General features: G+C 67.0%; 11 protein-coding genes and 2 pseudogenes. 10 read left to right on the top strand and 3 right to left on the bottom strand.

Features of this window, described 5'->3' with window-relative positions; all coding sequences use genetic code 11:
• Positions 1-91: 91 nt before the first annotated feature.
• From A5709_RS09750 to A5709_RS09710, 10 genes and pseudogenes are all read left to right on the top strand, one after another.
• A complete protein-coding gene (locus A5709_RS09750; protein ID WP_068119658.1) occupies positions 92-1,777 on the top strand; it encodes an FAD-dependent oxidoreductase in 1,686 nt (561 codons plus the stop codon).
• Positions 1,774-2,133, top strand: a pseudogene (locus A5709_RS29235) (cyclic nucleotide-binding domain-containing protein); the annotation flags it as partial. The gene A5709_RS09750 and the pseudogene A5709_RS29235, both read left to right, overlap by 4 nt.
• Positions 2,134-2,670: 537 nt before the next feature.
• The gene (locus A5709_RS29230) at positions 2,671-3,267 is read left to right on the top strand and encodes a sensor histidine kinase (RefSeq protein WP_369827296.1); all 597 of its coding nucleotides are present in this window, start codon (positions 2,671-2,673) and stop codon (positions 3,265-3,267) included.
• Positions 3,268-3,296: 29 nt separating this feature from the next.
• Positions 3,297-4,139: an LLM class F420-dependent oxidoreductase gene (locus A5709_RS09740; RefSeq protein WP_068119655.1), complete on the top strand. Its 843-nt coding sequence runs from the start codon at positions 3,297-3,299 to the stop codon at positions 4,137-4,139.
• Positions 4,140-4,164: 25 nt separating this feature from the next.
• The gene (locus tag A5709_RS09735) at positions 4,165-5,031 is read left to right on the top strand and encodes an LLM class F420-dependent oxidoreductase (protein ID WP_067950699.1); all 867 of its coding nucleotides are present in this window, start codon (positions 4,165-4,167) and stop codon (positions 5,029-5,031) included.
• Positions 5,032-5,057: 26 nt separating this feature from the next.
• Positions 5,058-6,053, top strand: coding sequence for a dTDP-glucose 4,6-dehydratase (gene rfbB, locus A5709_RS09730; protein ID WP_067950697.1), 996 nt, complete (start codon positions 5,058-5,060; stop codon positions 6,051-6,053).
• Positions 6,054-6,662, top strand: coding sequence for a dTDP-4-dehydrorhamnose 3,5-epimerase (rfbC, locus tag A5709_RS09725; protein WP_067950695.1), 609 nt, complete (start codon positions 6,054-6,056; stop codon positions 6,660-6,662).
• A gap of 231 nt (positions 6,663-6,893) precedes the next feature.
• Positions 6,894-8,072 carry an acyltransferase gene (locus tag A5709_RS09720; RefSeq protein ID WP_068119652.1) on the top strand — a complete coding sequence of 393 codons (1,179 nt, stop codon included), beginning with the start codon at positions 6,894-6,896 and terminating at the stop codon, positions 8,070-8,072.
• A gap of 86 nt (positions 8,073-8,158) precedes the next feature.
• The gene (locus A5709_RS09715) at positions 8,159-9,283 is read left to right on the top strand and encodes an acyltransferase (RefSeq protein ID WP_067950691.1); all 1,125 of its coding nucleotides are present in this window, start codon (positions 8,159-8,161) and stop codon (positions 9,281-9,283) included.
• A 103-nt stretch (positions 9,284-9,386) separates the two neighbouring features.
• Positions 9,387-10,535: an acyltransferase gene (locus tag A5709_RS09710; protein WP_067950690.1), complete on the top strand. Its 1,149-nt coding sequence runs from the start codon at positions 9,387-9,389 to the stop codon at positions 10,533-10,535.
• Here A5709_RS09710 and A5709_RS29225 read toward each other — a convergent pair.
• From A5709_RS29225 to A5709_RS09700, 3 genes and pseudogenes are all read right to left on the bottom strand, one after another.
• A pseudogene (locus tag A5709_RS29225) lies at positions 10,471-10,830 on the bottom strand (hypothetical protein); the annotation flags it as partial. The gene A5709_RS09710 and the pseudogene A5709_RS29225 overlap by 65 nt on opposite strands.
• Complete coding sequence (locus A5709_RS09705; protein WP_067950688.1) at positions 10,827-11,747, bottom strand: metallophosphoesterase; 921 nt, start codon at positions 11,745-11,747, stop codon at positions 10,827-10,829. The pseudogene A5709_RS29225 and the gene A5709_RS09705, both read right to left, overlap by 4 nt.
• Positions 11,744-12,136 carry a cupredoxin family copper-binding protein gene (locus A5709_RS09700; protein WP_067950686.1) on the bottom strand — a complete coding sequence of 131 codons (393 nt, stop codon included), beginning with the start codon at positions 12,134-12,136 and terminating at the stop codon, positions 11,744-11,746. Before A5709_RS09700 ends, A5709_RS09705 begins: the two co-directional genes overlap by 4 nt.
• Between the last annotated feature and the right edge of the window lie 28 nt (positions 12,137-12,164).

Below are 12,164 nucleotides of genomic sequence, written 5' to 3'. Positions count from 1 at the left end.
ACCCAAAATCGCTGGCGGCGAAATCCGGGCCGCCGATTATCCGCCTCCTCGACCTGCCGCCGGGGCCCTGACGAGGGCATACTTAACCCCGATGACGAGTCCCGCGAGCCCCGCAACCCCATCAGTTCAGCCTCGCAAGCCGGTCCTGTTGACCGTCGACGACGATCCATCGGTTTCCCGCGCGGTCGCCCGCGACCTGCGTCGCCAATACGGAGACCGGCACCGGATCGTGCGCGCGGAGTCGGGCCCCGACGCCCTGGACACGCTCAAGGAGCTCAAGCTGCGGGGTGAGACGGTCGCGGTGCTGATCGCCGACTACCGGATGCCGCAGATGAGCGGCATCGAATTCCTCGAGCAGGCGATGGATCTGTACCCCGCGGCGCGCCGCGTGCTGTTGACCGCCTACGCCGACACCCACGCCGCCATCGACGCGATCAACGTCGTCGACCTGGACCACTACCTGCTCAAGCCGTGGGATCCGCCGCAGGAGAAGTTCTACCCCGTCATCGACGCGCTGCTGGACGCCTGGCGTGCGGCACCCGAACATCCCATCCCGCACACCAAGGTGATCGGGCACCGCTGGTCGGAGCGGTCCTGGCAGGTGCGCGACTTCCTCGCCCGCAACGGGCTGCACTACTCGTGGTTCATGGCCGACGACCCCGACGGCGAGCGGCTGCTGAAGGCCGCCGGCGAGGACGGCCTGCGGCTGCCCGTCGTCGTCACCGAACGCGGCGACACCCTGATCGAGCCCACCGACGCGCAGCTGGCCGACACCCTGGGCCTGACCACCACGCCGTCGCAGGAGTTCTACGACCTGATCGTCATCGGCGGCGGGCCGGCGGGCCTGGCCGCCGCCGTGTACGGCGCCTCCGAGGGGCTGCGCACGGTGCTCATCGAACGCACCGCGACCGGCGGCCAGGCCGGCCAGAGCTCACGCATCGAGAACTACCTGGGCTTCCCCGACGGGGTGTCCGGCGGCCAGCTGGCCGACCGGGCCCGCAGGCAGGCCGAGAAATTCGGGGCCGAACTCATCACCGCCCGCACCGCCACGGCGCTCGAGGTCAACGGCCCCAAGCGCACCGTGCGGTTCTCCGACGGCGGATCGATTGACGCGCACGCCGTCATCCTGGCCACCGGAGTCGCCTACCGCCAGCTGCCGGCGGAGGGCTGCGGCGAGCTGACCGGCCGCGGCGTCTACTACGGGGCCGCCGTGTCGATCGCGTCGGAATGCGCCGGCGAGGAGGTCTACGTCGTCGGCGGGGCCAACTCGGCCGGCCAGGCCGCGATGTACCTGTCCCGCGAGGCCAAGTCGGTGACCATCGTGGTTCGGGCGCCGTCGCTCGACGCCTCGATGTCCTACTACCTCATCCAACAGATCCAGCAACGACCCAACATCACGGTGCGCACCTGCACAGAGGTGCGCCGCGCCGTCGGGGACGACCACCTTGAGCGGCTGACCCTGGTCGACAACCGGACCGGAGACACCGAGGACGTCACCTGCGCCCGGATGTTCATCTTCATCGGCGCCGCGCCGCGCACCGAGTGGCTGGACGGGGTGCTCGCCCGCGACAACCACGGCTTCGTCCTGACCGGGCCGGACCTGCGCAACGTCTGCGGCTGGACGTTGGACCGCCCGCCCCACCACCTCGAGACGAGCGTGCCGGGCGTGTTCGCCACCGGCGACGTGCGGGCCGAGTCCGCCAAGCGGGTCGCGGCCGCCGTCGGCGAGGGATCGATGGCCGTGATGCTGGTGCACCGCTACTTGGCGGAATCGTGACCGCCAAGACGCCGTGCGAGCCCGACGAGCTGCGCAGCCTGTTCCTGTTCGAGGCCCTCACCGACGAGCAGCTGGCGGTGTTGTGCGCCAACGGGCACATCGAGAACTACGAACCGGGCCCGATCTGCGTCGAGGGCGAGCCGGCGACCTGCTTCTACGTCCTGATCGAGGGCGAGCTGATGATGTCCAAGCTCTCCGGCGGCCAGGACATCGAAACCAACCGCACCTCGCAGCGCGGCGTCTATTGCGGGGCGTGGCGGGCGTTCACCGGCGGGAAGCAGAAGAGCTACGACGCCTCGGTGCACGTGACCAAGCCGTCGCGGTTCTTCGTGATGGACGCGCCGGTGTTCGCCAGGTTCATGAAGGACCAATTCCCGATGGCGGTCCACCTGCTCGACGGCATCGCCGTCGGCACCGACCGCACGCGCCGGATCATCGACAACCGGGAGAAGCTGTTGGCGCTGGGCCGGTTGTCGGCCGGGCTGACGCATCAGCTGAACAACCCCGCAGCGGCCATCGCCCGTGCGGCGGCCGACCTGCGCGGCCGGGTCGCCGGCATGCGGGGCAAGCTGGCGATGCTCGCCGACGGCACGGTCAGTCCCGAGGCGCTCAGCGCCCTGGTCCACCTGCAGCAGGAGGTCGCCGAGCAGGTCGCCAAGTCGGCGTCCGAGCACCTGAGCGCGATGGAAACCGCCGACCGCGAGGACGCCGTCGGCGACTGGCTGGAAGAACACGGCGTCGAGGGCGGTTGGGACATCGCGCCGACGTTCGTCGAAGGCGGCATCGACACCGACTGGCTGGAGCGGATTTCCACGGTCAGCGAGGAACTCGCGTCGACCTCGCTGGAGGAGGCGATCCGATGGATCAACTACACCATCGAGAGCGAACTGCTGATGAACCAGGTTCTGGAAGCGAGCAAACGGATTTCGGCGTTGGTCGCCGACGCCAAGCAGTATTCGCAGCTTGATCGGGCCCCGTTCCAGGTGGCCAACGTGCACGAGTTGCTGCGCAGCACGCTGGTGATGTTCGCCGACCGGTTGACCAAGGACCCGAGCAAGGAGTCCGCCAAGAATCCGGTGATCACCCTGGTCAAGGACTTCGACCAATCTCTTCCCGAAATCCCTTGTTACCCAGGTGATCTCAATCAGGTGTGGACCAACATCATCGACAACGCCATCGCCGCGATGCGCGAGGAGGGCGGCACGCTGACCGTCCGCACCTGCCGGGAGGGCGAGAACATGGCCCGCGTCGAGATCTGCGACACCGGACCCGGGGTGCCCGAGGAGGTGCGCGAGCACATCTTCGAGCCGTTCTTCACCACCAAGCCGTTCGGCGAGGGCACCGGCCTGGGGTTGGATCTGGCCTTCAACATCGTCGTCAAGAAGCATCGCGGGGACCTGCGCGTGGAATCGGTCCCCGGCGACACCCGGTTCATCGTGCTGCTGCCGCTCGAGACGCCGCCGCCCGTGGATGTAGACGTTCCGGAATAGCCGCACCGCGCCCCCGGTTGGGAACAACCATGACCGATGCAGCGAGCAAGCCCAATCTCGGCCGGTTCGGATCGTTCGGACGCGGCGTGACGCCACAGCAAGCCAAAGACATCGAATCCCTCGGATACGGGGCCGTGTGGGTGGGCGGTTCGCCACCGGCCGAGCTGGCCTGGGTGGAACCCATCCTCGAAGCGACGACCACCCTGCAGGTGGCCACCGGCATCGTCAACATCTGGACGGCCGCGGCCAAGCCGGTGGCGGAGTCGTTCCACCGCATCGACAAGGCCTACCCCGGCCGCTTCCTGCTCGGCATCGGCGTCGGCCATCCCGAGGCGCACACCGAGTACCGCAAGCCCTACGGCGCGCTCGTCGAATACCTGCAGCAACTGGACGACTACGGGGTGCCCGCCAACCGACGGGTGGTGGCCGCCCTGGGTCCGCGCGTCCTCAAGCTGTCGGCCGAGCGCGCCGCCGGCGCGCACCCGTACCTCACCACGCCCGAGCACACCGCTCAGGCGCGCGAGTTGATCGGCCCGTCGGCATTCCTGGCGCCCGAGCACAAGGCGGTGCTGACCACCGACCCCGAGAAGGCCCGGGCGGTCGGCCGCAGGGCGCTCGACATCTATTTCCAGCTCGCCAACTACCGCAACAGCTGGAAGCGGCTCGGTTTCACCGACGAGGAGGTCACCAAGCCGGGCAGCGACCGCCTGGTCGACGCGGTGGTGGCCTACGGCACGCCCGATGCGATCGCGGCGCGGCTGAAGGAGCACCTCGATGCGGGGGCCGACCACGTGCCCGTGCAGGTCCTGACGAAGGATGAAAACCTGGTTCCGGCTCTGGCCGAATTGGCCGGGCCGCTCGGACTGAGCTAGCAGACGACGCACGAGGGGGACGTAGATGACCGAGCCAGTAGCACTCAAACCCGACCTGGGCCGGTTCGGCGTATGGCTGGGGTCGCGCTCCATCACCCCCGAACTGGCGGCGCGGATCGAGTCACTGGGTTACGGCGCCGTCTGGATCGGCGGTTCACCGGATGCCGAGCTGTCGTGGGTGGAACCGGCCCTGGAGCAGACGACGTCGCTGCAACTGGCCACCGGGATCGTCAACATCTGGACCGCACCGGCCCCGGCGGTCGCCGAGTCCTTCAAGCGCATCGAAAACGCCCATCCCGGAAGGTTTTTGCTGGGTGTCGGGGTGGGACACCCCGAGCACACCCAGGAGTACGTCAAGCCGTACGACGCGCTGGTCTCCTACCTCGACGAGCTCGACGCGGCGGTGGTGCCCACCAGTCGCCGGGTGCTCGCGGCGCTCGGGCCGCGCGTATTGCGGCTGGCGGCGCAGCGCAGCGCCGGCGCCCATCCGTACCTGACCACGCCGGAACACACGGCCAAAGCACGCGAACTGGTGGGCAACTCCGTGTTCCTGGCGCCGGAACACAAGGTGGTACTCACCACCGACGCGGAAAAGGCCCGCGAGATCGGCCGCAGGTACGCGAACTTCTACCTGGACCTGAGCAACTACGTGAACAACTGGCTGCGGCTCGGGTTCACCGAAGCCGACGTGCGCAAGCCGGGCAGCGACCGGCTGATCGACGCGGTGGTCGCCTACGGCACGCCGGAGGCCATCGCGCACCGGCTCCGCGAACACTGCGACGCCGGGGCCGATCACGTCGCCGTCCAGGTGCTGGACGCCGGGGACGACGACGCGCTCGTCTCGGCACTGAGCGAATTGGCCGGGCCGCTGGGGCTGACTGGCACAAGCTGACCGACTCGCTCGGTTAGGGTTTGGGCATGCGGTTACTGGTCACCGGCGGCGCTGGCTTCATCGGCGCGAATTTCGTGCACAGCACGGTCCGGGAGCACCCCGAAGATTCCGTGACGGTGCTCGACGCCTTGACCTACGCCGGCCGGCGGGAGTCGCTGGCCGACGTCGAGGACTCCATCCGGCTGGTGGTGGGCGACATCTGCGACACCGAGCTGGTCTCGCGGCTGGTCGCCGAGTCCGACGCGGTGGTGCACTTCGCCGCGGAGAGCCACGTGGACAACGCGCTGGACGACCCGGGCCCGTTCCTGCACACCAATGTCGTCGGGACGTTCACCATCCTGGAAGCGGTGCGGCGCCACGGTGTGCGGCTGCACCACATTTCGACCGACGAGGTCTACGGCGACCTCGAGCTCGACGACCCCAACCGATTCACCGAGTCGACGCCGTACAACCCGTCGAGTCCGTACTCGGCCACCAAGGCAGGCGCCGACATGCTGGTGCGAGCCTGGGTGCGGTCGTACGGCGTGCGCGCGACGATCTCGAACTGCTCCAACAATTACGGGCCGTATCAGCACGTCGAGAAGTTCATCCCGCGCCAGATCACCAACGTGCTCACCGGCCGGCGGTGCAAGCTGTACGGCAGCGGCGCCAACGTCCGCGACTGGATCCACGTCGACGACCACAACAGCGCCGTGCGGCGGATCCTGGAAAAGGGCGAGATCGGCCGCACGTACCTGATCAGTTCCGAGGGCGAGCGCGACAATCTGAGTGTGCTGCGCACGCTGCTGAAGATGATGGGGCGCGAACAAGATGACTTCGACCACGTGACCGACCGCGTCGGTCACGATCTGCGCTACGCCATCGACCCTTCGCTGTTGTACGACGAATTATGTTGGGCGCCAAAGCACACCGATTTCGAAGAGGGGTTGAGCGCCACCATCGACTGGTATCGTGCCAACGAATCATGGTGGCGCCCTTTGAAGGACGCTGCGGAAGCCCGTTACGAAGAGCGTGGTCAGTAGATGAAGGTTCGCGAGCTCGCAATCCCCGGCGCCTGGGAGATCACCCCCACCATTCACGGCGATTCCCGCGGACTGTTCTTCGAATGGCTCACCGACCACGGGTTCACCGAATTCGCCGGCCACCGCTTGGATGTCCGCCAAGCGAACTGTTCGGTCTCGGCGGCCGGCGTGCTGCGCGGCTTGCACTTCGCCCAGCTGCCGCCGAGCCAGGCCAAATATGTGACCTGCGTACGCGGCTCGGTGTTCGACGTCGTGGTGGATATCCGGGAGGGCTCACCGACATTCGGGCAGTGGGATTCGGTGCTGCTCGACGACAAGGACCGCAGGACGATTTACCTTTCCGAAGGCCTGGGGCACGGCTTCCTTGCCTTGCAGGACGATTCGACCGTGATGTATCTCTGCTCGGCCGAGTACAACCCGCAGCGCGAGCACACCATCTGCGCGACCGATCCGGCGATCGGGGTCGACTGGCCGCTGGTGAACGGTGCCGCCCCCAGCCTGTCCGACCGCGACGCCGCGGCCCCCAGCTTCGAAGAAGTGCGAGCCGCAGGGCTTTTGCCCAGCTGGGAGGAGACGCAGAGGTTTATCGACGGGATGCGCAACGCATAACCGCGGGGTCGCGTTGTTTCACCGACCGCGACGGTCGTTATCCCACAAGGCACTTGGCCACTCTTCGCGCGCCAAATTGTATTCACCAATTGACCGAGCTCGGTGCGCGGATATTGACCAACCGCATATTTGCCATTGCGCGATACCTTAGGTACCGTGAACCGGCCCATTCTGGCGCTTGGTCGCGATACGATACGCCGATTAGGCCCTGTACGGACACGGGGGAGGCGGATGAAACTCGCGCAGGCCTTCGATCCGCGCAATAACGCCCTGAATGCCTGGCGGCTGGCGCTGGCGGGCGAGGTGATCTTCTGGCACACCTTCCCGATCAGGGGCCACCTCCCGTCCGCCCGGGCCGTCCTCCAGCTTCTACTTTGCGTCGGGGTGGACGGGTTCTTCGCGATCTCCGGATTCCTCATCACCGCGAGTTGGCTCGGCAATCCCCGCCTCCGTGAATACCTCGCCGCCCGCGCGCTGCGCATCCTGCCCGGGTTCTACGTCTGCCTGCTGGTGACCGCCTTCGTCATCGCCCCCATCAGCGTGGCGATTCAAGGCGGCTCGGCGGGCAAGCTCATCACCTCGGGCGCGCCGCTGGACTTCGTGTTGAAGAACAGCGCCGTGGCGCTGGTCAAGTTCGATATCGGCGGTACTCCGACCGGGGTTCCCAGCGCGGGCGTCTGGAACGCTTCCCTGTGGTCCCTCATCTGGGAAGTGATGTGCTACCTCATCGTTGCCATCATCGGCATCGTTGGACTCGCCACCCACCGGTGGGTGTCTCTCGCATTCTTGCTGCTGGCGACGGGCGGCGCGATGATGCTGCCGGGGCTGAAGTTCCCCGATGTCATGACCCAACACGAGGGCGACGTCCGCACCGCCCTGTTCTTCTTGGCGTGCCGCACCGCCATCATGTTCGCGGCCGGCGCGTTCCTTTATCAGTGGCGAGATGTGATCCCCGCCCGCTGGTCACTCGTCGCGTTGAGCGCGGCCATCGTCGTGGCCGCGGGTTTCCTGCCGGACTACCGGGTGGTCGGCGCCTTGCCCCTGGCTTACGCCGTGGTCGTATCGGGCGCCCTGATCCGCAACAAGCACCTGAAACTGCGTACCGACCTGTCCTACGGCATGTACATCTACGCCTACCCGACCCAGCAGCTGCTGCTCGTCTGCGGGCTCATCAGCCTTAACCCGCTGCTGTTGACCGGTGTTACCGCCGCCGCCACGGTGCCGTTGGCCGCGGCGAGCTGGTTCCTGGTCGAGAAGCCGGCGCGGCGCCTCAAACGGCGGTTCGGAAAGAAATCGTCCGCTCCCCAAGACCAAGATCAAGATGCAACTCAAGATCAAACAGTGATGGTGCCGCCCGCCCAGGAAGTCCCGGGATCCCCGCTTCCCCCGGAACGTCCGGGCACGGCCTAGTCGACAATCCCCATCCGACCACGCCGTCGGCGTGCGGCCGATACGATGGCGCGGACAGTTCGATGGGGGACGACGGTCGGAGGCGGATGAAGCTCGGGCAGGTATTCGATCCGCGCAGTAATGCTCTGAACGCGCTGCGGTTGGTGCTCGCGGCCGAGGTGATGCTCTTCCACTCCTGGCCCATCACCGGCCGCACGCCGCCCGCGGCGATCAATCAGCTCTTCTTCTCCGTGGGGGTCGACGGCTTCTTCGCGATCTCGGGATTCCTCATCACCAGGAGTTGGCTCACCGACCCGCGCGTGCGTGACTACCTCACCGCGCGAGCCCTGCGCATCCTGCCTGGCTTTTACATCTGCCTGGTGGTGACGGCGTTCGTGTTCGCGCCCATCAGTGTGCTGATCGAGGGCGGGTCGGCTCTCAAGCTGCTGCGCTCCATCGCACCGATCGAATACGTCTTGAAAAACAGCGCGGTGGCCTACCTCCAACCGAACATCGCCGGCACATTGAGTCAGGCGCCCGGTGGGCCCACCTGGAACGCATCGCTGTGGTCCCTCGTCTGGGAATTGCTGTGCTACCTCGCCGTTGCCTTCATCGGCGTCGTCGGGCTGGCCAACCGCCGGTGGGTTTCTCCGGTTCTGCTGGTGGTGGCCGTGTGTGCGGCGTTGGTGTTTCCCCCGCTGACTTTCCCCGGTGTCTGGACCATCCCCCAGCTCGCCGCGCGTTCGGCCATCATGTTCGCCGCCGGGGCGGTTATGTATCAGTGGCGGGACGTGATTCCCGCCCGCTGGTCGCTGGTCGCGGTGTGCGCGGCCATCGTTGTTGCGGCTGGGTTCCTGCCCGATTACCGCGTGGTCGCGGCCCTTCCCCTGGCGTACGTGGTCATCGTGTCGGGCGCACTGCTGCAGCACAAGCGGCTGCAGTTGCGCACCGACATCTCCTACGGGGTGTACATCTACGCGTACCCCACTCAGAAGATACTGGCCGTCTGCGGGCTCGCGACTCTGCATCCGGTCGTGTTCTTCGTCGTCAGCGCGGTCAGTACCCTGCCCGTGGCCGCCCTTAGCTGGTTCGTCATCGAAAAGCCCTCGATGTCCCTGAAACGGCGACTCAAGCAGAAGTGGGGCGCACCCGCGCCCGCAGGGCCGGGCGGCGAACAACCCGAGGAGCTCGTCGCCGACCGGACCGCTCCCCAGGCCCCGGGTACCGGCTAGGCCCGGTTCACAAGCGGGTCAAATAAGCCAAAATTCCCAACACGCCCGGCGGCTTGTCATACTATGCCGCGGACGGCTTCGGGGGCGATATGGGCGGAGGCCTATGACCCTCGGGCAAGCGTTCGATCCGCGCGCTAACGCGCTCAACGCATGGCGCCTGGCGCTGGCGACCTCGGTCATCGTCGGGCACTCCTTTATCCTCACCGGTCACCTATGGGCCGGCGCGCCATACATCGCCGCCGGCGGAGTCGATGGCTTCTTCGCCATCTCGGGATTCCTCATCACCGCGAGCTGGCTTCGCCACCCGCACCTCCGCGACTACTCTGCCGCCCGGGCCCTCCGGATCCTCCCGGGCTACTACGTCTGCCTGGTCATCACCGCGTTCGTCATCGCTCCGATCGGCCTGGCGATTCAGGGCGGCGCGGCGCTCAGGCTCCTGCTGTCCAGCGCACCGCTCGAGTACGTCGGTATGAACAGCGCCGTGGTGATGCTGAAGGCCGACGTCGGCGGGACACCGCGCGGGGTCCCTTATCCGGGAAGCTGGAACAGTTCGCTGTGGACACTCATCTTCGAGCTGGGTTGCTATTTCGCCGTGGCCGCCCTTGGCATGGCCGGGCTGGCTAACCGCCGATGGGTTTCTCCCGCCATATTGGCGTTGGCCGTGATCGGCGAGGCGTTGTCTCCGCCGATCAGACTCGGTGAGCCGTTCATGGGCCAGTTCGCGGCCGTGAGCTCGCGCTTCGCGGTCATGTTTGCGGCCGGCGCGTTGCTCTACCAGTGGCGGGACAAAATACCCGCCCGGTGGTCGCTCGTCGCGCTGAGCGCGGTCGTGGTCGCCTTGGGCGGCACCCTGCTTCCGCATTACCGGCTGCTCGGTGGAATTCCGCTCGCGTACGCCATCATCGCCTCCGGTGCACTCCTCAAAAACAAACGCCTGAGGCTTCGTACCGACCTGTCCTACGGCGTGTACATCTACGCGTTCCCGATTCAGCAGTTGCTGGTGATCTCTTGGCCTGACCGTCCGAATCCGGTTGTGCACGCAATCGTTGCGACGTTCGTCACGCTGCCGGTCGCCGCGCTGAGCTGGTTCCTGGTCGAGAAGCCCTCGATGTCGCTCAAGTCTCGGCTTCTGAAGAAATGGGCGGCCGAAGAGGAAGCTGCCGGTGAACGCCACCAGCCAGCCAATGTGGTCGCCGAACGATCAGATCCCCCGCCCACAGCAGCACCGTCAGCACCTCCGCACCCACGCTGATCGCGGCGTGCGGCGCGGGCTGCCAGCCCTGTTCCGAAAAGCCCAGCACGCCAACCGTTCTCGATAGGCCGAAGGCCACCAGCGAGCCACCCGCCACGGCCGCGCCGGCCCAGCGGAGCCAGCCCGGACCGCCGAAGAGGATCAGCAGGGCGATGGCGAACGACGCGCTGGCTTGAACCAGAAAGGCTGCGCCGACGTCCGGGATGTGTCGGTAGCCGTGGATATACAGGTAGGCGTGGCTGGCCGCGCTGGCCGCCAGTGACATGGCCAGGCCGATGCGAATCAGCAGAGTCATTGCAGCGCCTGCTCTTTCAATGCCAGGGCGGCCTCGCCGCGGGTGTAACTCACCTCGCGAATGCCGAGCGCGTCGCGGAGCTTGCCTGCGGGCAGGGTGACCGGCTTGGGCGCCGGACCGTCACCGGGCCGCGGCAGCGGGTACGCGGTCGTCGTCCCGCTGTAGAACGTCACGTTGCCGTCCGTTTTGGAAAACAATTGGTGCACATGCCCATTGAGGCAGGTGACCGACGAGAACCGGCGCAGGTAGCTCAGCGCCTGGGCCGCGTCGTCGGTGCCCCAGCCCCAGTTGGGGTACATCGCGAACAACGGGATGTGGCTGAACACGATGATGGGGGTATCGCTCGACAGCCGCGCGACATCCTTTTCCACGAAAGACAATTGGTCGGCACCCAGATGCCCGAGCTTGTGCAGGTTCAGCGTGTTGACCAGCGCAATCACGTGCACGCCCGCGGTGTCGAAGCTGTACCAGCCGTCGCCGACGGATCCGGCACCGAAGGCGCTTCGGTACTTCTGCCCCGCATCGTCGACCGAGTCGTGCTCCCCGGGCACGGTGAACACGTGTGGTGTCTTCAGGGCCGTCATCATCTGCTTCACCTGGTCGAACTGCTCGGGGCTGGACAGGTGCGTCAGGTCGCCGGTGTGCACGACGAAATCCGGTGTGTAGCCTAGATTGTTGACCTGCTCGATCGCGTGACTGAACGTGCCGGTGACGTCCGGGTTGGGCGCCCCGGCGAATCCGATGTGGCTGTCGCTGATCTGGGCGAACCGCAGGGTGGGCCGGGCGTGCGCGCGCTCGGCGGCCTCGGCACCCGCAACGTGCGAAATCACCTCGCCACCAACCACGGCGAAGCCCACGGCCGCCCCGAACCACGCCGTGTGCCGCATCAGCTGGCGGCGACTCATGTTGGGATTCATCGCGTCACCACCACGCTCCCGCGCATCATCGGGTGGATGGAGCAGACGTAGTCGAACGTTCCGGCCTCGGAAAAGGTGTGGGTGAAGGTGGCCCCAGTCCCCATCCCGGGTGAGTGGAACGAACCGTCGGAGGCGGCCACCGTATGCGGCTCCTCGTCGCGGTTGGTCCAGGTGACCGTGGTGCCCACGGGGACGGTCAGCGTGGCCGGCGCGAACGCGAAGCCGTCGATGGTGACCTGGTTGCCGCTCACCGGAGCCGCGGGCGCCGTCACCGAGCCCATCGGCATGCTGGTGCCGGAGCCGGAGCCGGTCGCGGGCCGCGAAGCCGAGCAGCCCGCCAGGAGGACCGCGGCGGCCAGGGCGACCGCCGAATGTTTTCGAAGCGTCATGCCCAGGAATAGGGCGGCGGGTTACACC

The sequence above is a fragment of the Mycobacterium sp. E1386 genome, assembly GCF_001672745.1.
Taxonomy (GTDB): Bacteria; Actinomycetota; Actinomycetes; order Mycobacteriales; family Mycobacteriaceae; genus Mycobacterium.
Note: the sequence above shows the minus strand (reverse complement) of the source record. Positions and strands in the feature narration are given on the sequence as shown.

Coding starts and splice junctions, on each gene's coding strand:
- A5709_RS29230 (WP_369827296.1), top strand. CDS start 2,671: ATGAACCAGGTTCTGGAAGCGAGCAAACGGATTTCGGCGTTGGTCGCC.
- A5709_RS09740 (WP_068119655.1), top strand. CDS start 3,297: ATGACCGATGCAGCGAGCAAGCCCAATCTCGGCCGGTTCGGATCGTTC.
- A5709_RS09705 (WP_067950688.1), bottom strand. CDS start 11,747: ATGAATCCCAACATGAGTCGCCGCCAGCTGATGCGGCACACGGCGTGG.
- rfbB (WP_067950697.1), top strand. CDS start 5,058: ATGCGGTTACTGGTCACCGGCGGCGCTGGCTTCATCGGCGCGAATTTC.
- A5709_RS09720 (WP_068119652.1), top strand. CDS start 6,894: ATGAAACTCGCGCAGGCCTTCGATCCGCGCAATAACGCCCTGAATGCC.
- A5709_RS09700 (WP_067950686.1), bottom strand. CDS start 12,136: ATGACGCTTCGAAAACATTCGGCGGTCGCCCTGGCCGCCGCGGTCCTC.
- A5709_RS09750 (WP_068119658.1), top strand. CDS start 92: ATGACGAGTCCCGCGAGCCCCGCAACCCCATCAGTTCAGCCTCGCAAG.
- rfbC (WP_067950695.1), top strand. CDS start 6,054: ATGAAGGTTCGCGAGCTCGCAATCCCCGGCGCCTGGGAGATCACCCCC.
- A5709_RS09735 (WP_067950699.1), top strand. CDS start 4,165: ATGACCGAGCCAGTAGCACTCAAACCCGACCTGGGCCGGTTCGGCGTA.
- A5709_RS09710 (WP_067950690.1), top strand. CDS start 9,387: ATGACCCTCGGGCAAGCGTTCGATCCGCGCGCTAACGCGCTCAACGCA.
- A5709_RS09715 (WP_067950691.1), top strand. CDS start 8,159: ATGAAGCTCGGGCAGGTATTCGATCCGCGCAGTAATGCTCTGAACGCG.